Origin of the sequence: Glycomyces tenuis DSM 44171 (assembly GCF_000427885.1) — a bacterium.
GTDB classification, from domain to species: Bacteria; Actinomycetota; Actinomycetes; order Mycobacteriales; family Micromonosporaceae; genus Glycomyces; species Glycomyces tenuis.
In genome coordinates, this window is the sequence record NZ_ATYW01000022.1 from 114,212 (window position 1) to 133,651 (window position 19,440).

General features: G+C 71.1%; 19 protein-coding genes. 4 read left to right on the forward strand and 15 right to left on the reverse strand.

The window, feature by feature from the left end:
* Positions 1-88 precede the first annotated feature (88 nt).
* Positions 89-430 carry an RNA polymerase-binding protein RbpA gene (locus tag YWW_RS0121210; RefSeq protein ID WP_026931681.1) on the forward strand — a complete coding sequence of 114 codons (342 nt, stop codon included), beginning with the start codon at positions 89-91 and terminating at the stop codon, positions 428-430.
* A 137-nt stretch (positions 431-567) separates the two neighbouring features.
* Here YWW_RS0121210 and YWW_RS34410 read toward each other — a convergent pair whose 3' ends face one another.
* The 7 genes from YWW_RS34410 to YWW_RS0121245 all read right to left on the reverse strand — a co-directional run bounded on the left by YWW_RS34410 (position 568) and on the right by YWW_RS0121245 (position 7,966).
* The gene (locus YWW_RS34410) at positions 568-1,065 is read right to left on the reverse strand and encodes an FxsA family protein (RefSeq protein WP_051326137.1); all 498 of its coding nucleotides are present in this window, start codon (positions 1,063-1,065) and stop codon (positions 568-570) included.
* Complete coding sequence (locus YWW_RS0121220; RefSeq protein WP_026931682.1) at positions 1,062-1,847, reverse strand: polyprenol monophosphomannose synthase; 786 nt, start codon at positions 1,845-1,847, stop codon at positions 1,062-1,064. Before YWW_RS0121220 ends, YWW_RS34410 begins: the two co-directional genes overlap by 4 nt.
* A 15-nt stretch (positions 1,848-1,862) precedes the next feature.
* Positions 1,863-3,509 (reverse strand): apolipoprotein N-acyltransferase, encoded by a 1,647-nt coding sequence (gene lnt, locus YWW_RS0121225; RefSeq protein ID WP_081687656.1) that lies wholly within the window; start codon positions 3,507-3,509, stop codon positions 1,863-1,865.
* 555 nt (positions 3,510-4,064) lie between these two features.
* Complete coding sequence (locus tag YWW_RS0121230; protein ID WP_026931684.1) at positions 4,065-5,603, reverse strand: amidohydrolase; 1,539 nt, start codon at positions 5,601-5,603, stop codon at positions 4,065-4,067.
* A 13-nt stretch (positions 5,604-5,616) separates the two neighbouring features.
* The gene (locus YWW_RS0121235; RefSeq protein WP_026931685.1) at positions 5,617-6,363 is read right to left on the reverse strand and encodes an amino acid ABC transporter ATP-binding protein; all 747 of its coding nucleotides are present in this window, start codon (positions 6,361-6,363) and stop codon (positions 5,617-5,619) included.
* Complete coding sequence (locus YWW_RS0121240; protein WP_051326155.1) at positions 6,360-7,142, reverse strand: ABC transporter permease subunit; 783 nt, start codon at positions 7,140-7,142, stop codon at positions 6,360-6,362. The genes YWW_RS0121235 and YWW_RS0121240 overlap by 4 nt, the downstream gene beginning before the upstream one ends.
* A 23-nt stretch (positions 7,143-7,165) precedes the next feature.
* Positions 7,166-7,966, reverse strand: a complete 801-nt coding sequence (locus YWW_RS0121245) for a transporter substrate-binding domain-containing protein (RefSeq protein ID WP_051326138.1) — start codon at positions 7,964-7,966, stop codon at positions 7,166-7,168.
* A 161-nt stretch (positions 7,967-8,127) separates the two neighbouring features.
* Between YWW_RS0121245 and YWW_RS0121250 the strand changes: the two genes are divergently transcribed.
* Complete coding sequence (locus YWW_RS0121250) at positions 8,128-9,039, forward strand: 5'-3' exonuclease (RefSeq protein ID WP_026931688.1); 912 nt, start codon at positions 8,128-8,130, stop codon at positions 9,037-9,039.
* 10 nt (positions 9,040-9,049) lie between these two features.
* Here the strand turns inward: YWW_RS0121250 and YWW_RS0121255 are convergent, their stop codons facing one another.
* Entirely contained in the window at positions 9,050-11,782 is a 2,733-nt protein-coding gene (locus YWW_RS0121255) for a DEAD/DEAH box helicase (RefSeq protein ID WP_051326139.1), read from the reverse strand.
* A 157-nt stretch (positions 11,783-11,939) separates the two neighbouring features.
* Here YWW_RS0121255 and YWW_RS0121260 point away from each other — a divergent pair, with 157 nt between their 5' ends.
* Positions 11,940-12,629 (forward strand): HAD family hydrolase, encoded by a 690-nt coding sequence (locus YWW_RS0121260; protein WP_026931690.1) that lies wholly within the window; start codon positions 11,940-11,942, stop codon positions 12,627-12,629.
* A gap of 46 nt (positions 12,630-12,675) precedes the next feature.
* Here YWW_RS0121260 and tatC read toward each other — a convergent pair whose 3' ends face one another.
* From tatC to YWW_RS0121285, 5 genes are all read right to left on the reverse strand, one after another.
* The gene (tatC, locus tag YWW_RS0121265; protein WP_026931691.1) at positions 12,676-13,632 is read right to left on the reverse strand and encodes a twin-arginine translocase subunit TatC; all 957 of its coding nucleotides are present in this window, start codon (positions 13,630-13,632) and stop codon (positions 12,676-12,678) included.
* A gap of 23 nt (positions 13,633-13,655) precedes the next feature.
* Positions 13,656-13,940, reverse strand: coding sequence for a Sec-independent protein translocase subunit TatA (gene tatA, locus YWW_RS32095; protein WP_035699639.1), 285 nt, complete (start codon positions 13,938-13,940; stop codon positions 13,656-13,658).
* 244 nt (positions 13,941-14,184) lie between these two features.
* A complete protein-coding gene (locus YWW_RS0121275; RefSeq protein ID WP_026931692.1) occupies positions 14,185-14,394 on the reverse strand; it encodes a hypothetical protein in 210 nt (69 codons plus the stop codon).
* A 42-nt stretch (positions 14,395-14,436) separates the two neighbouring features.
* Positions 14,437-15,414: a helix-turn-helix transcriptional regulator gene (locus YWW_RS0121280; RefSeq protein ID WP_026931693.1), complete on the reverse strand. Its 978-nt coding sequence runs from the start codon at positions 15,412-15,414 to the stop codon at positions 14,437-14,439.
* Entirely contained in the window at positions 15,411-16,385 is a 975-nt protein-coding gene (locus YWW_RS0121285; protein ID WP_026931694.1) for a helix-turn-helix transcriptional regulator, read from the reverse strand. Before YWW_RS0121285 ends, YWW_RS0121280 begins: the two co-directional genes overlap by 4 nt.
* A gap of 127 nt (positions 16,386-16,512) precedes the next feature.
* Here YWW_RS0121285 and YWW_RS0121290 point away from each other — a divergent pair, with 127 nt between their 5' ends.
* On the forward strand, positions 16,513-17,616 hold the full coding sequence (locus YWW_RS0121290; protein WP_026931695.1) for a DUF3866 family protein: 1,104 nt from the start codon (positions 16,513-16,515) through the stop codon (positions 17,614-17,616).
* A gap of 23 nt (positions 17,617-17,639) precedes the next feature.
* On the opposite strand, the gene YWW_RS32100 is transcribed toward YWW_RS0121290, so the two are convergent.
* Together YWW_RS32100 and pafA are read right to left on the reverse strand one after the other, a co-directional pair.
* Positions 17,640-17,849, reverse strand: a complete 210-nt coding sequence (locus YWW_RS32100; protein ID WP_035699637.1) for a hypothetical protein — start codon at positions 17,847-17,849, stop codon at positions 17,640-17,642.
* Between the two features lie 8 nt (positions 17,850-17,857).
* Positions 17,858-19,216, reverse strand: coding sequence for a Pup--protein ligase (pafA, locus tag YWW_RS0121300; protein WP_026931696.1), 1,359 nt, complete (start codon positions 19,214-19,216; stop codon positions 17,858-17,860).
* Between the last annotated feature and the right edge of the window lie 224 nt (positions 19,217-19,440).

Below are 19,440 nucleotides of genomic sequence, written 5' to 3' on the forward strand. Positions count from 1 at the left end.
ACTCCGCAATTCGGCGTGATCGGCGGAGAGCGCTGACTGGCCGGTCAAGCGTTGTTCAGGGCAAGTGCTCAAGAAAGTGCAGGGGAACATGGGCGACAGAATGCTGAGGGGCTCTCGTCTCGGCGCCGTCAGCTACGAATCCGACCGGAACACGGAGCTGGCCCCGCGCCAGACCCGCGATTACGTGTGCCCGCAGGGCCACCGCTTCGAGGTGCCCTTCGCCGTCGAGGCCGAGATCCCGCTGACGTGGGAGTGCCGGCTCGACGGGTCGACGGCCAAGCTCGTCGACGGCGAAGAGCCCGAGACGAAGAAGACGAAGCCGCCGCGCACGCACTGGGACATGCTGCTGGAGCGCCGCTCGATGGAGGAGCTCGAGGACATCCTCGACGAGCGTCTCCAGGAGATGCGCGCCCGCCGCGGCGAGAGCTGACCCACGGCTCGCGAATCGCTTCGACGCGTCTCGCGCACGAGAAAGGCTCGCACGCCTCGCTTGAGAGGCCTGCGAGCCGTATTTTTTGCCTTCTTGCGGGTGTTTCAGCACTGTTCGCGCGGTGTGGGGGCTTCGGGTCATTCGATGGGGCGGGGGCCATCGCCGTCGCGTCGGGGCTCGGGGCCGTCCTCGTCGAGCACCTCCCCTTCGATGACGTCGCCGCCGCTCCCGAACCGCACCGGAGGTGTCCTGGAGGCGATGGTGCGGCCCAGGCCGCGGAACAGCAGCCTCGAGGGCGGGAAGAGCAGGAGCAGGCCGATCAGGTCGGTCACGAAGCCGGGGGCGATGAGGCACACCGCTCCGGCCACCGCGTAGCCGTTCGGCATCTCGCGCGAGGGGTCGCCGCCGGAGTTGAGGTAGTCGCGCGCGGCCCGGAAGGACTTGGCGCCGACGTACTGGATGAGCACCACGCCGATGACGCTGGTGCCGAAGAAGATCAGCAGCGTGTAGAGGATGCCGATGAGGTAGACCAGTCCGATGAACGCCGCGGCCTCGGCGATGATCCAGGCCGCCAGGGCGACCCGGAGGGGATAGGGGGCCCTGGCGGGCGCGTTCGGCTCTCGGCGTTGCGTCACGCCTCAATCCTGCCACGCCGGAACGCGTTCCGCAGTTGCCGCGAACGGTGGACGAGGCCCCAGCGGGTCACATTGCGCAGCGCCTCGACGGTGATCGACCGGTTCATCTTGGAGGCCCCGGCGCGCCGCTCGGTGAAGGTGATGGGCACTTCGGTGATAGTGAACCCCGCCTTGACCGCCCGCCAGGTCAGGTCGATCTGGAAGCAGTAGCCGACCGAGGTGACCGTGCCCAGGTCGAGTTTGTCGAGCGCGTCCAGGCGGTAGGCGCGGTAGCCGGCGGTGACGTCCTGGACGTCGAGGCCGAGCATGAGGCGGGTGTACATGCCCGCGCCGCGGGAGAGCGCGAGCCGGTGGAGGGGCCAGTTGCGGACCCGGCCGCCGGGGATGTAGCGCGAGCCGATGGCGACCTCGGCGTCTCCGAGGGCGGCCAGGAGGCGCGGCAGGTCGGCCGGGTCGTGGGAGCCGTCGGCGTCCATCTCGACGACGGTCCGGTAGCCGCGCTCCGCGGCCCAGTCGAACGCGGCGAGATAGGCCGCGCCCAGGCCCCGCTTCTCGGGCCTGTGGAGGACGTGGACGCGGTCGTCGCCCGCCGCGAGGGCGTCGGCGAGCTCGCCGGTGCCGTCGGGCGAGTTGTCGTCGACGACGAGGATGTCGATCTCCGGGCACGAGCGGCGGGCGGCCTCGACGGTGTGCTCGAGGTTGTCGCGTTCGTTGAAGGTGGGGACGGCGACGAGCGCCGGGCCGGGCGCGGAGGGGCCTGGCCGGTCCGGTGTGGTGCTCATGACGTGCTTTCTGTGCTAATCCGCGGGTGTCGCCGTGGCCTCGGCCCGGCGGCTGCGGAGGTTGAGCGCGATCGCGGCGGCCAGGGCCACCAGCGCGGCGGCGGTGAGGACCGCTTCGGGCAGGATACCGGCCCGGGTGGCCGGAGTGGACTCCGTGGAACGAGTGAGTTCCTTCTGGATGACGGCGGCGGTGTTGTACTCGGTCGCCTGGGAGGTCGCTCCCGTGTGGTCGGTGAAGGCGGAGATGCCGACGGTGGAGGCCATCAGGCCGTCCCTGCCGTGCTCGATGGAGCGCAGCTGGACCATGGCGAGCTGCTGGGCGGCCTCCTTCTCGTCGAAGGTCGCGTTGTTGGTCTGGACGGCGAGGATCTCCGCGCCGTCGCGGACCGAGTCGGCCGTCTCGGCGTCGAAGGCGATCTCGAAGCAGATCAGACCGGCGAGGGTGACGTCCCCGACGGGGACGATGCCGGGCTCGGTACCGGCCTCGAAGCCGGCGACGGAGTCGATGCCCTCGGCCATGCGCGGGTCGATCCATCCGGCGACGGTGCGGAAGAAGTCCTTATAGGGCACGTATTCGGCGAAGGGCACGGGGTGGCGCTTGGCGTACATGAAGACCGGCCCGTCCTCGGGGTCCCACACGATGACCATGTTGTAGCGGGTGCCGTCGTCCTCGTGGACGATGCCGCCCAAGGCGATGGGCGCGCCGACGGCGGCGGCGGCCTGGCTGATGAGCGCGTGGGCGTCGGCGTTGTTGAGCGGGTCGATGTCGGAGGCGTTCTCGGGCCACACGACGATGTCGGGCCGTTCGGCGGTGCCCTCGTTGACGGCGTCGGCGAGGTCGAGGGTGGCCTGGACGTGGTTGTCGAGGACGGCGCGGCGCTGCTCGTTGAAATCGAGGCCGAGGCGGGGCACGTTGCCTTGGACGACGGCGACGTTGACCGTCTGCCCGGCCGGGGCGGTGGCGTCGATCGGCAGGGCGGCCGGGGCGACGGTGAGGACGGCCGCGGCGGCGACGAACGCGGCGCCCTTGCGCCAGTCGGGCCTGCGGTACAGGGCGGTCAGCAGCAGGCCGCCGGCGAGGGCGACGACGAAGGAGACCAGGGGCGCGCCGCCGAGCCAGGCGGCGGCCGCGGCGGGCGACTCGGCCTGGCTGAAGGCCAGGCGGCCCCAGGTGAAGCCGCCGAAGGGCTGGCGGGAGCGCAGGGCCTCCTGGGCGACCCAGGCGACGCCGGTCAGCGGCGCCCAGGCCCAGCGGTAGCGGTCGATCAGGCGCGAGCAGACGGCGAGGCCGGCGCCGAGGATGCCGGTGGCGAGCGCTTGGAGCGCGGACAGGAAGAGCCACGGCCACTGGCCGACCTGCGTCGAGGACCAGGCCAGGAGCGGCATGAAGAACGCCAGGCCGTAGACGAAGCCGATGCCCAGGCCGCCGCGCAGGCGCCTGCGGTGGACGGCGGTGCCGAGGCCGGCGACGGAGACCGCGGCCAGCGGCCACCAGCCGTAGGGCGGGAACGCGAGCACGGCCAAGCCGCCGGAGGCGAGGGCGAGGACCAGCGCGGCGGGGAGGGACAGGCGTCGGCCGCACGGCGAGTCGGCGAAGACGGCGAGCCTTCGCCGCTCGCGCCGGTCGGCCGGGGTCGGCTGCTCGTCCGCTTCGCGGTCCATGACGGTGCTCAAGAGGCGCTCCTTGTCAGTGGGGCTCGTCGGCCCTCAGGGCGGCGCCGGCGAGCCTTGAGCGGGCACTGCCGCGAGGGGGTCGCTCAAGCCTACCCGCGGGCATGGCAAAGGGGCGTAGCCGTGTCTTGCTACGCCCCTCGCACGGGTTTCTCCCAGTCCCTGTACGGCCGGTGTCCCCGGCGGCGTCGGCTGGTGATCTTCGGACCAACTGGCAGCCCTCTGGCTGAGCGGCGGCGAGTTGTTGTCTAGGGATCACCTACGTCTGCTGCGGGTCCACCACCGGCGACCGGCTCGCCTTCCTCCGCCGACCCCCGCGATCTGGACCTGGCCGCCGACGGCAATGCGGCCGCGTTGCCGTCTTGTCCAGTCTGCGTGGGAGCAAAGCAAGTCGAGTCGCCCCCGACGTTCGGCGAGCTTCCCTCTCGGGTCGTTCGCCGAGGACCAGACCACCGTAAGCCAATCAGTGCCGCTGGCGTCAACCGGGTCGGAATATTGATCGAGTATTTTTTCTCGCATTCGCGGAGGCGGTCTCGTCGGCGCTGGTCAGCCGCGTCGGTAGATCAGGTGTCCTGCGGCGACGGTCATGTCGCACTGCGGATCGGGCGCCTCGGGGTCGCCCAGATCGGGCAGGCCCGGGTCCGTGCGGTCCCACACGGCGAAGTCGGCGCTCATGCCGGGGCTGAGCGCTCCGGCGTCGTCGACGCCCAGGGCTCGCCAGCCGCCTCTGGTGGCGGCGGTGAACGCCGTGGTGGGTGCCAGCCGCATGGCGGGGTTGTGGTGGTGCACGGCGGCTCTGACGCCGCCCCAGGGGTCGAGCGGGGTCACCGGCGCGTCGGAGCCGAACGCGAGGGGCACGCCGACGCCGGACAGGCGGGCGAAGGGGTTGGCCGCCAGGGCGGCCTCGCGGCCGAGGCGGGCGTTGTACATGCCGTCGGGCCCGCCCCAGGCGGCGTCGAAGGCGGGCTGGACGGAGGCGTGGACGCCGTGGTGGACCATGCGGGCGATCATGGCGGCGTCGAGCAGTTCGGCGTGCTCGATGCGGTGGCGGGCGTGGCGGATCTCATCGATGCCGACGGTCCGCTCGGCGAGGTCGAGGCCGTCGAGGACGGTGGCGATGGCGGCGTCGCCGATGGCGTGGAACGCGGCGCTCAGGCCGACGCGGTGGCAGTCGGCGAGGTGGTCGCGGACCTGGTCGGCGGTGAGGTACGGGGTGCCGCGGGTGGACTCGTCGTCGCGGTAGGGGCCGCTGAGGTAGGCGGTGCGGGCGCCGAGGGAGCCGTCGGCGGACAGGTCGCCGCCGCAGCCGTGGGCGCCGAGGTCGCGGGCCCGTTCGGCGGCGCACAGCTCGCCCCACCAGCCGTGGACGGCGGGGTTGCCCGGCCGGGAGCCGAGCTCGATCAGGCCGGTGAACTCGGCTTCGGTGCGGGAGTCGGAGGCGACGGGGACGGTGTGCTCGACGACGGCGGCGATGCCCAGGCTCGCGGCGCGGTCCAGGGCGGCCTGGGCGAGGGCGAGGCGCTGGCTCACAGGGGCGGCCGCGGCCAGGTAGCCGCGGGCGGCGCGGTGGGCCATGCGCTTGAGCGGGCCGTCGCCGACGGCGTGGTCGAGGGTGTAGAGCTCGGGGTAGGCGTCGAGCACGCGGGGCCCGGCGATGCCGACGTGCCCGCAGGCGCGCGAGAGGTAGGCGAGCCGCCCTCCGGCGGCGCGCTCGACCTCCTCGCCGGTGGGCGGGGTCGGATCGTCCCAGGCGGTCTCGTCCCAGCCGCCGGCGAGGACGATCGCGTCGGGCGGGAGCGAGGCCGCGAAGCTCGCGACCTTGTCGAGCACCGCCCGGGCCGAGCCGAGCCCGGCCAGGTGGAGGCCGACCAGGGACGAGCCGGTGCCGGTGAGGTGGACGTGGGAGTCGACGAAGGCCGGGGTCACCAGGGCCCCGTCGAGGTCGACGGTCTCGTCGGCGCGGGGGGCTTCGGCGTCGGGGCCGACCCAGGCGATCCGGGCGCCCTCGACGAGCACCGCGGTCGCGTCCGGGCTGGTCGGGCTCAGGACGCGACCGCCGCGCCACAATGTGGTCAGGAGACTCATGCCTCCCAGTGTCTCAGTCGACCGGGTGCAGCACGCGGTGGAGGAAGCCCTGGGCGCGTTCGGTCTTGGGTTCGGAGAGCATCTGGGCGGGCGGGCCCTGCTCGACGATGACGCCGCCGTCGAGGAAGACGACGCGGTCGGCGACCTCGCGGGCGAAGCTCATCTCGTGGGTGACCACGAGCATCGTCATGCCGTCGGCGGCCAGGCCCTTCATGACCGACAGGACCTCGCCGACCAGTTCGGGGTCGAGCGCGGAGGTCGGTTCGTCGAACAGCATCAGGGCCGGGCCCATGGCCAGGGCGCGGGCGATGGCGACGCGCTGCTGCTGCCCGCCCGACAGCTGCGAGGGCCTGGCCCGCTCCTTGCCTTCGACGCCGACCTGGGCCAGCAGGCGGCGCGCCTCGGCTTCGGCCTCGGCCTTGGGGCGGCCGAGGACGCGCCGCTGCGCGATGGCGATGTTGTCGAGGATGGACAGGTGGCTGAAGAGGTTGAACTGCTGGAAGACCATGCCGATGTCGCGCCTGGCGGCGTCGAGGTCGACGTCGGGGTGGGTCATGTCGTGCCCGGCGGCGTGGACGGTGCCGGCGGTGGGCTCCTCGAGCAGGTTGACGCAGCGCAGGAGCGTGGACTTGCCCGAGCCGGAGGGCCCGATGAGGCACACCACTTCGCCTTCGTCGATGTCGAGGTCGATGCCGCGCAGGACTTCGTTGTCGCCGAAGCGCTTGTGGAGTCCGCTGATGGTCACGAGACGGTTGCTCAACGGTGGTCCCCCTTGTTCTCGAGGCGGCGGGCCAGTGCCGAGAGCGGCACGGTCAGCAGCAGATAGAGCAGGCCGCCGACGAGCAGCGGGGTGGCGTTGGCGGTGTCGGTCAGCTCGGAGCGGGCGAACTTCGTCAGCTCCATGGTGGAGGCGGTGACGCCCAGGACGTACACCAGGGAGGAGTCCTTGGTGAGCATGACCAGTTCATTGGTCAGGGGCGGGATGACGATGCGCAGCGCCTGCGGGAGCACGACGCTGACCATGGTGCGGGTGTGGCTCATGCCGAGGGACCTGGCGGCCTCGACCTGGCCGCGCGGTACGGCCTGGATGCCGGCGCGGACGCTCTCGGCGATGTAGGCCGAGGAGGTCAGGCCGAGGCCGATGGCGACCTGCCCGTAGACGCCGCCGGGCCAGGTGATGCCGGGGAACGCCTGCGGGACGGCGAAGCCGACCAGGAACAGCACGAGCAGGGCGGGCAGGCCGCGGAAGATCTCGACGTATACGGCGGCGAACCACCGGTAGGGGCCGAAGCCGGAGACGCGCATGAGCGCGATGAGGACGCCGACGATCATGCCGAACACGAACGCGAGGAGCGTGTAGGCGATGGTGTTGCCGAAGGAGGCCCACACTTCGGGGAACATGTCGGCGGCGATGTCGAGCCGGAGGAAGGAGTCGGCGATGCGGCCCCAGTCGGCCAGCGCCGCGACGAGGGCGACGACGGCGATGGCGACGGCGTACTGGACGGCGCGGGAGAGACGGCGCTTCTGGCGCACCGTCATCCCGCTGCGTTCGGTGGCGGCCACTACTCGATGTCGCCTTCGGTGTAGGGCTCGTGGAACCACTTCTCGTAGAGCTCGGCGTAGGTGTCGTCGGCGAAGGCCTCGTCGATCATGGCGTTGACCTCGTCGAGCAGTTCGGTGTCGTCCTTCTGGACGGCGAAGCCGTAGTACTCGTCGGTCTCGATGGACTCGGTGAGCTCGAGGTTGTCGGCGACCTTGATCATCTCGGTCCAGGTGGCGAGGTCGGCGATGGAGGCCTGGGCGGCGCCGGAGGTCAGGGACGAGACGATGTCGCCCATGGTCTCGAAGGACTTGACCTCGAAGCCGTACTGGTCCTTGATGGAGTCGGCGTAGGCCTCGCCGGTGGTGGCCGACTGGACGGCGACGGTGGCGCCGTCGAGGTCGTCGAGGCTGGCGACGCCGGAGCCGGCGACGGTCACGAAGGCCTGGTCGGCGCGGAAGTAGGGCTGGGACAGGCCGAGGGCTTCCTCGCGTTCGGGCGTGATGGAGATGCCGGCGGCGGCGATGTCGCAGGTGCCGGCGTTGAGCGCGGAACCGGACTGGATCGAGTCGAAGTCGATCTCGACGACCTCGACGGTCTGGTCGAGGCGCTCGGCGAGCAGGTTCATCAGGTCGATGTCGAAGCCGACGACGTTCCCCTCGTCGTCGCGGAACTCGAACGGTTCGAACGGGACGTTCGTGCAGACGGTGAGGGTGTCGTCGTTCTCGCCGCCACCGCCGCCGGTGCCGGACGAGCATGCGGCGGCGAGGCCGGTCCCGATCAGGGCCAGGGCCGCGGCGGCGCTGCGAGCAATGGTGTTCACCAGGATGCTCCTTCATATGTGTTGTGGACGGGTGCCGATCTTCCAGGGCAGGTACTTCCATGGTTGTGCCACCTGACCGGAATTGTGGCAGGTTTCGCATTGTGGGGCGACGCGAAACGGTGTTCGCGTTCATCGTCGCAGGGCCGTGAGACAGTGTGTGGATGCTGATGCTCATCGACGCCGCGTCCCTTTGGTATCGGGCGTATTACGGACTGCCTTCTTCGATCAAGTCGCCCGGCGGGGCGCGCTCGGGGGCGGTGCGCGGCTTCTTCGACGGCCTGTCCACGCTGGTCAGGCGATTCTCCCCCACTGAGCTGGTGTGCTGCCTGGAGGGCAATTGGCGGCCCGAGTGGCGCACGGACCTGATCGGCGGCTACAAGGCGGCCAGGGCTCGCGAGGACGGCTCGGAGGACACGCCGGAGGGGCTGGACGCGCAGGTGGCGGCGATCGAGGCGCTGCTGCCGGCGCTGGGCTTGGCCACGGCGGTCCACCCGGAGTTCGAGGCCGACGACGTGATCGCGACGCTGGCCGCCCGCACGGCCGAGCCGGTGCTGGTGGTGACCGGTGACCGGGATCTGTTCCAACTCGTCGACGACGAGCGGGACCGCAAAGTCGTATACCTCGCTCGCGGGATATCCAAGGCGGAATTGTTCGGCGGCGAGGCGGTGGCGACGAAGTTCGGCGTCGCCCCCGACCACTACGTGGACTTCGCGGTGCTGCGCGGCGACCCTTCGGACGGCTTGCCCGGCGTCAAGGGCATCGGCGCGAAGACGGCGATCAGCCTCGTGAACACCTACGGCGGCATCAGCGGCATCCGCGCCGCCGCCCTGGAGGACGGCTCGGAGCTGCCGGCCCGCCAGCGGCAGGCGATCCTCGACGCCGCCGACTACCTGGAGCGGGCCCTGAAGGTCTCCACGGTCGCCGCCGACGTCGAGCTGCCGCTGATCGACTCGGGCCTCCCGGCCGGACCGGCCGACGCGGCCGCGGTCGAGGCGCTGACGGCCGAGTGGGGCATCGCCTCGGCGATGCGCCGCTTGGGCGAGGCCCTGGCGTGGCAGGACCGGGTGCCGTAGCCCGTCCGGCTCAGATGTCGGCGACGACGCCGCGCCTGATGGCGTCGACCGCCTCGAACGCGGCGTCGGCCAGCTTGTGCGAGGAGTCGGTGCCGATCTGACGCGCGGCCGTGCCCATCTGGTGCAGCAGGTCGGCGGTGCGCCGCGCCCAGCGCACGAAGTCGCCGCCGGGCATCGGCCACGGCCCGTCGGAGGCGGCCAGGGCCTTGGACAGCTCCTCGCCCCTGGTCCAGCGGTAGATCGGCCAGGCCAGGCCCAGCTGCGGCTTCGCCGTCAGCGACAGGCCGCGCTGGTTCTCGGCGCGCCTGATGGCCTCCCAGCGACGGCCGGTCTTCGCCACGGGCTCGCTGATCGGGCCGGGCACGGCCACGAAGAACTCGTCCTCCTCGAAGCGGGAGTCGTAGATGACCGTGGAGGCGATCGCCGCCAGCGCGGGCGCGTCCAGGCCCTCCCAGATCCCGTCCCGCAGGCACTGGGCGACGAGCAGATCGGTCTCCACGAACAGGTTCCGCAGCAGCCGGCCCGATTCGGTGACGGTCTCGCCGTCGAGGTAGCCGAACTCGGTGAGGACTTCGCGGACGGCGGCGAACTGGCGGGCCAGGGAGTGCTCGCGTCGGCCGGCGCGGCGCCTCAGCTGCTCCTCCTCGCGGTGCAGGCGCATCCACCGGGAGGCGTGCACGGTGTGCTGGTGGGCGTCGGGGCACGAGCGGCACGGGTGCGCCTTGGCCTCCTCGCGCAGCTTCGCGATCTCGGGGGTCTCCGGGGCCCCGCCGCGCCGCACGGGCCTCGGCATGTCGCGGGTGGCCTCGCGCAGCCTCGAGGCCATGTCGGCCCGCTCCCTGGCGTCCTTGCGGTTGAAGTGCTTGGGGATGCGGATGCGGGTGGCGACCTCGACGCCGCCGTCGAACGCGGAGGTGTCCAGGCTCCCGGTCCAGGCGTCGGCGGTGACCACGGCCCAGCGCGGATCGTGCCCGGCCTTGCGGTGGCTGGTGGGGCGCAGGAACACCGCCCATCCGGCGTGCTTGCCGCGCGTGATCCACACGACGTCGCCGCCGCGCAGCTCCCCCAGCGTGGTGCGGGCGGCGTCGCGGCGGGCGCCCTTGCGGCGCTTCTGGGCGCCGCGCTCGGCCTGCGAGAGCCGCTGGGTGAGCTCGTAGTACTCCAGGAAGTCGCCGAAGTCGCAGGCGGCGGCCTCGGCCGACTCGGCGGCCTTGCGGCCGAGGGCGCGGGCCTGCTCGGCGATGTGGACGGCCTCAGTGTCGGACTGGAACTGCGCGAACGAGGAGGCCAGGACCTCGGAGGCGCGGTCGACGCCGGCGGCGCCGATGAGGTTGACGGCCATGTTGTAGGAGGGCGCGAACGAGGAGTTCAGCGGGTAGGTGCGCTTCGAGGCGAGCCCGGCGACCTCCTTGGGGCGCACGTCCTCGGCCCAGACGGTGACCGCGTGGCCCTCGACGTCGATGCCGCGCCGCCCGGCGCGGCCGGTCAGCTGCGTGTACTGGCCGGGGGTGAGCATGACGTGGTCGGAGCCGTCGTATTTGATGAGCCGTTCGAGCACGACCGAGCGGGCGGGCATGTTGATGCCCAGCGCGAGCGTCTCGGTGGCGAACACGGCCTTGAGCAGGCCGCGCTCGAACAGCTTCTCGACGACCTCCTTGAACACCGGCAGCAGCCCCGCGTGGTGGGCGGCGATCCCGGCGGCGAGCCCGTCGAGCCACCGCTCGAAGCCGACCGCCTCCAGGTCGCGGGCGTCGATGTGGGCGGTGGCGGCCGTGGCGTGGTCGATGATGAGCTGCCGCTCGGCGGAGCCGGTCAACTGGAGGCCGGCGCGGACGCACTCGTCGACGGCGGCGTCGCATCCGGCGCGGGAGAAGATGAAGTAGATCGCCGGGAGCAGCGCGGCCCGGTCGAGGCGCTCGACGACCCGGCCGCGGTCGACGTGCGGCCTGCCGCGCCGTCGGCCGCCGCCGCGTTCGGAGCGCTCGCGGGCGCGGGCGTCCTTCTTGAGCAGTTCCTTGGAGACGTGGTCGCCGTCGGGTTCGAACAGGTCGAGCAGGGCGCCGCCGACCATCATGTGCTGCCACAGCGGCACCGGGCGGGTCTCGGAGACGACGACCTCGGTGGAGCCGCGCACGCTCTTGAGCCAGTCGCCGAACTCCTCGGCGTTGGAGACCGTCGCCGACAGGCTCACCACCCGCACCTGCTGGGGCAGTTCGATGATGATCTCCTCCCACACCGCGCCGCGGAAGCGGTCGGCGAGGTAGTGGACCTCGTCCATGACCACATAGCGCAGTCCCTTGAGGGTGGGAGAGCCGGCGTAGATCATGTTGCGCAGGACCTCGGTGGTCATGACCACGATGGGGGCCTCGCCGTTGATGACGGTGTCGCCGGTCAGGAGCCCGACGTTCTCGGCGCCGTGCGTCTCGACCAGGTCGTTGAACTTCTGGTTCGACAGCGCCTTGATCGGGGTGGTGTAGAAGCATTTGGCGTCCTCGGCGAGCGCGAGGTGGACGGCGAACTCCCCCACCACGGTCTTGCCGGCGCCGGTGGGCGCGCACACCAGGACGCCGTGGCCGTCCTCCAGGACGCGGCAGGCCTGGATCTGGAAGTCGTCGAGGTCGAACGGGTACTCCTCCGCGAAGGAGGCCAGTTCGGGCCACGTCCGTCGTGCCTTGGCGGCGGCGTGGCGCCTGGCCGGGGAGCGGTCGTCGGCGTAGTGCACGTCGCCGGTGGAAGACACCATGTCCCCAAGGGTAGTGCCCTTCTGTGACAGCGGCAGCGGCATGCCCCGGGCGGGCCGCCGATGCTCACCCGGTTGTGACGACGCCTACACGGCCAGGTATCGTCCGGTTGTGCACCAGGATTCCTCACCAGGCGACGATGAGGGGGGCCGTGGCAGTATCGAAGCGGTCCTGTTCGATTTCCACGGCACGTTGGCGCAGCTCGAACCCCTGACACGATCGGTGTCCCTCGCCGCGGAGGCGTGCGGGCGGAGCCTGTCGCCGCTGAGCGTCACCGCACTCGCCGACGCGATCGGCGCGCAGGGCTGGCTGGGCTCGGGCATGGAGCCACGGGTGCGCCCGCATTTCGCCGACGCCTGGGCCGACCGCGATCTCGACGAGGAGTCCCACCGCGAGGCGTTCACCGCGCTCGCCGCGCAGGCGCACGGCGTGTTCGAGGGCCTCGCCGAGGCCCTGTACGACCGGCTGGCCTCTCCGCAGGGGTGGGTGGCCTTCGCCGACACGCTCTCGACGCTGGTCGCGCTCAAGGCGCAGGGCTACCCGATCGCGCTGGTCAGCAACATCGGCTTCGACGCCCGCCCGGTGCTGCGGCACCTTGGCATCGACCGGTTCATCGACGAGTGGGTCCTGTCCTACGAGGTCGGTTTCTGCAAACCGGACGAGAAGATCTTCTACGCCGCCTGCCACGCGCTCGACGTCGAGCCGTCCAGGGTGCTCATGGTCGGCGACTCGATAGCCGACGCCGGCGCCGGCCGGATCGGGGCGCGCTGCTACCTGCTGCCGCACTCCGAGGCCGGGCGCACCGTGGGCCTCGAGGCGGTCCTGAGACTGGTGCGGGCCGGAGTCTGAGACCCCGGCCCGTCTTGTCCGCGCATCCGTCGTCCCCTGGCGGGGATCAGGTGATGTCGTCGAATCCGTCGACGCGGCGGCCCAGGCGGTTGCGCCGCTCGGGCTGGGAGTCGTCGTCGACGTCGTCGACGCCGACCGCGGTCGCGGCGCCCACGTCGCTCGCCTCGCCGATGTCGCCGGCCTCGTCGTCGGACCACTCGTCCTCGTCGAGGTAGCCGCGCCGTTTGTCGTTCATGTGCGCGATGACGAGCGCCACGCCGTACAGCAGGAGCATGCACGCCGCGAGAGCGGTCATGCCGAACGGGTCGGGCGTGGGCGTGAAGATCGCGGTGAACAGGAAGCTGACGAACACCACGATTCGCCACCAGCCGCGCATGCGCTTGGCCCTGACCAGGCCCATGACATTCAGCATGAGCAGGATCAGCGGGAACTCGAAGCCGATGCCGAACACCAACATCACGGAGATGTAGAAGTTGATGTACGACTCCAAGTTCAAGGCGATTGAAATGCCTTCTTCTTGGAGGATCATGATGAACTGCATGCCGTGGCTGACCACGAAGTAAGCCAGCACGGCACCGGCCAGGAACAGTGGCGCGGCGATCCCGATGAACAGGTAGGCGTAGCGGCGCTCGTTGCGGTGCAGGCCCGGGGCGATGAACGCCCACAGCTGGTAGAGCCAGATCGGTGAAGTGCCGATCAGCGCCATGTAGAGCGAGACCTTCAGGTACAGCCCGATGTGCGAAATGGGCGATTCCAGGGTGAAGCCGCAGTTCGCGCCGTCGTCAGTCTCGACGATGACGGCTTCGCAGTAGGGTTCTTGCAGGACGTGGATGATGTCCCTGGAGAAGACCATGGCGATCGCGGTGCCGGCCAGGATGACCAGGACCGCGATGAGCAGGCGGGTCCGCAGGTCCTGGAGGTGCTCCATGAGGGTCATGGAGCCGTCGGCGGCGCGCTGGAACTTGGTCTTGCGTTTGCCTTCGCGCCGGGGTTTGACAGCCATATTCGTGTGCGGCGGCGTCCGGCCTAGCGCGTCTTCTTGCGGTCGGAATTCACCGACTCGCCGTCGATGACCGTCTCATCGACCGACTGCGGCGGCTCGAGCGGCTCACGCGAGTGCCTGGGCTCGGCGCGGTCGTCACCGTCGGCCTCGGGGTTCGAGCCTTCCTTCTTCATCTGCTCGGTCTCGGACTTGAGGATGCGCATGGAGCGGCCCAGACCCCTGGCCATGTCCGGAAGCTTCCTGGAGCCGAACAGCAGCAGGATCACAATGACGAGAACGATGATGTGCCAGGGTTTCAATGCGCCCATTGTTCGGTCCCTCCGGATGTATGTCAGTGACGTTAACCATCGTATGCCCATCGATCGCCATCGGCCACGGAGCCTGGTGCACGGCGATCGGCCGGTGGGCCGGGAGGCCCGCAGATGGGTGTGCAAGCCGTTTCCAATGTTGGCGAGCCGGACAAGCATGACCGACGGTTGACACTTCCGTCAACACAGGAGGCTTCGAGTTCGCTGATCTTTATCAGAATGTGGCTCCCAGGAGGGGGGAGCGTCACTTCTTGGGCATGGATTCCGCGACGCGCTGGGCCTCGGCCATGGTCGCGTTCAGGCGTTCTTGCAGCTCCCCCGCCTGCGAGGCCCGTTCTTGGAGGCGGCTGACGCCGACGTCGAGTTCGCGGACCCCGCTCAGCAGCTTCACGGCGGCCACCGCCAGGAGCACGAGCCCGGCGAGCGCCAGAGCGCCCGATATCGCCCAGATCATGGCGACAGTCTAGCGATCGGCCCGCTTCGCCGCCGGGCGGCGTCAGCGCCCGTCGGCCCCAGCGGCCTCGCCGTAGCGGTCGAGGGCGGCCCGGGCGGCGGACCTGACGGACTCGCGCAGCTCCGCAGGGGCGATGACCTGGGCTTCTCCCCCGAGGCTGAGGACGAAGCGCCGCGCCCACTCCAGGTCGCGGGCGCGCATCTTGACCCTGCGGTAGCCGTCGGCCTCGCCGATGATCTCCTCGCACGGGTGGGAGTCGGTGATCGCCTGCCCGACGGGGCTCAGGCGCAGCTCGATGAGCGGCAGCTCACGTTCCAGGAACGCGGTCGGGGCGGGCTCGGCGGCGCCGGTCAGGGAGCGACCCGCCGAGCCCGCGACGGCCGGGGGCCGGGCGGGCTCGTCGATGGGCGCGCAGGCGTCGATGCGGTCGAGCCGGAACTGGCGGACCTCGTTCGCGGTGCGGCACCAGGCGCGCAGGTAGGCGTGGCCGTCGGCGGCGACGACCTCGATGGGGTCGATGACCCGTTCGGAGGTGGTGTCGCGGCTGGCCGAGTAGTAGGTGATGCGGGCGGCGTTGCCGGATTCGACCAAGGCCGCGTACCGCTCGACGTCGCTTTCGACGACGGTGTCGCGGACGGGCACCTCAGCGGCCTCCACTCCGGCGGCCGCGGCGAGCTTGTCGAGCGCCGAGGCGATCGCGGCGCGGTCGCCGACGCCGGGGGTGTCGGCCAGGACCCGCAGGGCCACCGACAGAGCCAGCGCCTCGTGGCCGGCCAGGCGCACCGGCCGGTCCATGCCGGCGGCGAAGTTGACGCGGACGGTGTCGGCGTCGAAGGCGATGTCGATGAGGTCGCCGGGCCCGTAGCCGGGCAGGCCGCACATCCACAGCAGCGTCAGGTCGGCGCGCACCTGCGCGATCGAGACGCCGAAGTCGTCGGCGAGCTCGCGGATCGGCACGCCTTCGGGGCGGGCGACCAGGTAGGGCACCAGGTTCAGCAGTCTGGCCAGGCGGACGCTCATCGGGGGGCCTCCGCGAGGTTCTGGAGGCACGCGACGGTCTCCTTGACCAGTTCGGGGGGTTCGAGGACGATGACGTCGGCGCCGAAGGAGGCGAGCCAGGAGGCGGTGACGGGGGTGTCGGTGTACGAGAAGCAGACCTCGTCGCCTTCGGCGCGGCGGGGCCCGATCTGGTCGGCGCGGCGGCGCACGCCCCAGGCGGCGCGCGGGCGGACGAGGACCCTGGCGCGGGAGGGCGGCTGCTGTGCTTCGGCTTCGGAGGCGAAGGCGAGCACGTCGACGTCCTCGGGGATGGTGTAGGCGTCCTCGGGGCCGACCAGGCGCACCCGGCTGGTGATGCGGGTGAGCCTGAAGCAGCGCTGCGCGTCCCTGTCGAGGTCCTGGCCGGCGACGTACCAGCGGCCGCGCCAGGCGGCGCAGCCCCACGGCTGGAGGCGGCGGCGCTGCGCGGTCTCGTCGCGGGAGCCGAGGTAGTCGAAGGCGACCGCGCGGCGGGAGGCGATGGCCTCCAGCAGCGGCGAGAGCGCCGCCTCGGTGCCGGGCAGGGCCTTGACCGGGAAGGCGGCGGCGTGGGACTCGACGTCGATGCCCGCGGCGCGGAGCTTGCGCAGGGCCTGGGCGGTGCCGGACTGGAGCTCGGGCTGGTGCCAGAGGCGGGCCGCGGCGGCGACGGCGGCGGCCTCGGCGTCGGTGAACTCGATCTGGGGCAGTTCGAAGTCGGATCTGGCGATGCGGTAGCCGGGCTCGGTGTCGAAGTAGGGGTCGGTGCCGGACTGGAGGGGGACGCCGATGCGGCGCAGCTCGGCCTTGTCGCGCTCGAACTTGCGCTGGAACGCCTCGTGGGCGCGCTTGTCGTCCGGGTCGTGCTCGTAGCCGGGGACGGTCCTGGCGATCTTGCTCGCCGTCTGGAAGCGCCGCGACGACAGCAGGCACAACACCAGGTTCACCAACCGTTCAGTGCGATCGTTCGACACCCGCCAAGATTATGCCCTCGGGTGAGTGCCCGCCACGCAGGCCGCCCCTTCCCGGCGGATGCCTTCGGGCCGTGAGCAGGCCGGTCGAGCCTGCCGGGCGCGAATGCGGTTCTGCTACTGTCCGGTCGTGATCAGATGGCGATACGGTACCGTTCGCGCAGTTCGCGGCGGCTGGAGCGGCTGCACCGAGTTCGAGGTCGACGTCGAGGCCCGCGAGGGCGAGGAGGCGTTCTCGTGCCGGGGCCTGGCCTATGACGAGCTCGTCGGCGTCCCTGAAGAGGGCGACCGGGTCCTGCTCAACTGCAACGCCATCGCGAAGGGCCTGGGGACCGGCGGGTACGCGCTGGTCGTGGCCGTGCCGGAGCGGCTGCCTGCCGACGTCGACGGGCCGGGGCACATCGTCAAGGCCCGCTACACGCCGATGCAGGCGATGCGTCTGGCCGTCGACGAGGACGACTCGCCCCACCGGGCCGCGGTCGAGGCGTGCGAGGACCTCGAAGGCATGCCGGTGGTGGTCGCCGATCTGCACTCGGCGCTCGCGCCGATCCTCGCGGGCGTCCACGCCACCGTCCCGGGCGCGAAGGTCGCCTACGTCATGACCGACGGCGGCTCGCTACCGGCGTGGTTCTCCCGCCAGCTCGACCTGCTCTCCGACCGGCTGTGCACGGTCGTCACCGCCGGGCAGTGCTTCGGCGGCGACCTGGAGGCCACGAACGTGCACAACGCGCTCATCGCCGCGAAGGTCGTCGGCGGCGCCGACATCGCCGTCGTCGCGCAGGGGCCGGGGAACCTCGGCACGGGCACGGTGTGGGGCTTCTCGGGCACCGCCGCGGGGGAGGCGGTCAACGCCGCCGCGGTCCTGGGCGGCAGGCCAGTCGCTTCCCTGCGGATCTCCGAGGGCGACGCGCGCGAGCGGCACCGCGGGATCTCGCACCATTCGATGACGGCCTACGGGAAGGTCGCGCTGGCCTCGGCCGATGTTCCAGTGCCGGACGAGCTGCCGGCCGAGCTGGAGGGCAGGATCGCCGCGCAGCTGGCCGAGCTGCCCGAGCGGCACCGGCAGGTGCGGGTGGACTCCTCCGGGCTGGTCGAGGCGATGGAGGCGCTGCCGGTGCGGCTGTCGACGATGGGCCGGGGTCTGGACAGCGACCGGGTGTACTTCGTGGCCGAGGCCGTGGCCGGCCGCCATGCCGCGTTCCTGGCGAAGCGGCCGGGCAGCGCCCCGAGCTGATCGGGGCGGGTGCCGAGTCGCGCTCAGAGCACGAACAGGACGAGGATCCACAGGGCGATGACGGCCGCCAGGGCGAGCGCGAGCACCCAGGTGGGCACGGTGTACTCGCCGCGGCGGTTGCGGGCGATCTCCTCGCGGATCCGCTCGGTCCTGCGGTAGTAGGCCTCGACCGGGTCGAAGCGGCGGCGTGCGGGTTCGCGGCCCGGGGTCTGCTGGGAGTCCTCGTGACTCAAGGGTGTCCTCACATGCTGGCGATGAGCTTGTCGACTCGCTCGTCGCGGGAGCGGAACGGGTCTTTGCAGAGCACCGTACGCTGCGCCTGGTCGTTGAGTTTCAGGTGGACCCAGTCGACGGTGAAGTCGCGGCGCCGCTCCTGGGCCTTGCGGATGAACTCGCCGCGCAGGCGGGCCCTGGTGGTCTGCGGCGGGACCTCTTTGGCCTCGAAGACCTCGATGTCGTGGGTGAGGCGCTCGGCCTCGCCGCGCTGCTCCATCAGGTGGTGCAGGCCGCGGCCGCGGCGGATGTCGTGGTAGGCCAGGTCGAGCTGGGCGACGCGCGGGCTGGACAGGGCCAGGCCGCGCTTCTCGCGGTAGCGCTCGATGAGTTTGAGTTTGGCGACCCAGTCGATCTCGCGGGCCACCGATTCGAGGTCGCCGGTCTCGACGGCCTGGAGGACGCGGCCCCACAGTTCGATGACGCGCTTGGTGACCGCGTCGGCGCCCCGCTGGTCGACGAAGTCGATGGCCTTCTCGAGGTACTCGCGCTGGATGTCCAGGGCGGAGGCCTCGCGGCCCGAGGCCAGGCGCACCAGGCGCTTGCCGGTGGTGTCGTGGCTGATCTCGCGGATGGCCCGGATCGGGTTCTCCAGGGTGAGGTCCCGCATCGTCACGCCGGTCTCGATCATGCGCAGCACGAGGTCGGCCGAGCCGAGCTTGAGCATCGTGGTGATCTCGTTGATGTTGGAGTCGCCGACGATGACGTGGAGGCGCCGGTAGCGTTCGGCGTCGGCGTGCGGCTCGTCGCGGGTGTTGATGATGGGCCTCGAGCGCGTGGTGGCCGAGGAGACGCCCTCCCAGATGTGCTCGGCGCGCTGGGACAGGCAGTAGCGCGCGCCTCTGGGGGTCTGGAGGACCTTTCCGGCGCCGCAGATGAGCTGGCGCGTCACCAGGAACGGGATGAGGACCTCGGCGAGGCGCCCGAATTCGCCGTGGCGGCTGACCAGGTAGTTCTCGTGGCAGCCGTAGGAGTTGCCGGCGGAGTCGGTGTTGTTCTTGAACAGGTAGATGTCGCCGGCGATGCCTTCGTCGTGGAGGCGCTTCTCGGCGTCGATCATGAGGCCTTCGAGGATCCGCTCCCCGGCGCGGTCGTGCTTGACGAGGTCTTCGACCGAGTCGCATTCGGGGGTGGCGTACTCGGGGTGGGAGCCCACGTCCAGGTACAGGCGGGCGCCGTTGCGGAGGAAGACGTTCGAGGAGCGCCCCCAGCTGACCACGCGCCTGAAGAGATAACGGGCCACCTCGTCCGGGGAGAGGCGGCGCTGTCCCCTAAAAGTACAAGTGACCCCGTATTCGGTCTCTAGTCCGAAAATGCGCCTGTCCATGTCGAAACCCTACCCCGATTCGATTGAGGAGAACACCCCTCGCGATCAAACGATTCCAGAACGCGATGGGCACTATGGAAATGTGCTGTGTCGGTTCGGCGGTGTTCGCGCTCCGCCGCTCGGGCGGGGCCCGTGCGGGGCCGCGGCCCGGTTCGGCGTCGGCGATTGCGGGCCGCCGCCTGGTTCGGCGGGGTCTGCGGTGTCGTGTGCCGCCGCCACGGGCG

Coding starts and splice junctions, on each gene's coding strand:
- YWW_RS0121255 (WP_051326139.1), bottom strand. CDS start 11,782: ATGGTGTCTTCCACCGGCGACGTGCACTACGCCGACGACCGCTCCCCG.
- YWW_RS0121280 (WP_026931693.1), bottom strand. CDS start 15,414: ATGAGCGTCCGCCTGGCCAGACTGCTGAACCTGGTGCCCTACCTGGTC.
- pafA (WP_026931696.1), bottom strand. CDS start 19,216: ATGGACAGGCGCATTTTCGGACTAGAGACCGAATACGGGGTCACTTGT.
- YWW_RS0121240 (WP_051326155.1), bottom strand. CDS start 7,142: ATGACGGTGCGCCAGAAGCGCCGTCTCTCCCGCGCCGTCCAGTACGCC.
- YWW_RS0121275 (WP_026931692.1), bottom strand. CDS start 14,394: ATGATCTGGGCGATATCGGGCGCTCTGGCGCTCGCCGGGCTCGTGCTC.
- tatC (WP_026931691.1), bottom strand. CDS start 13,632: ATGGCTGTCAAACCCCGGCGCGAAGGCAAACGCAAGACCAAGTTCCAG.
- YWW_RS0121250 (WP_026931688.1), top strand. CDS start 8,128: ATGCTGATGCTCATCGACGCCGCGTCCCTTTGGTATCGGGCGTATTAC.
- tatA (WP_035699639.1), bottom strand. CDS start 13,940: ATGGGCGCATTGAAACCCTGGCACATCATCGTTCTCGTCATTGTGATC.
- YWW_RS0121230 (WP_026931684.1), bottom strand. CDS start 5,603: ATGAGTCTCCTGACCACATTGTGGCGCGGCGGTCGCGTCCTGAGCCCG.
- YWW_RS0121210 (WP_026931681.1), top strand. CDS start 89: ATGGGCGACAGAATGCTGAGGGGCTCTCGTCTCGGCGCCGTCAGCTAC.
- lnt (WP_081687656.1), bottom strand. CDS start 3,509: ATGGACCGCGAAGCGGACGAGCAGCCGACCCCGGCCGACCGGCGCGAG.
- YWW_RS0121220 (WP_026931682.1), bottom strand. CDS start 1,847: ATGAGCACCACACCGGACCGGCCAGGCCCCTCCGCGCCCGGCCCGGCG.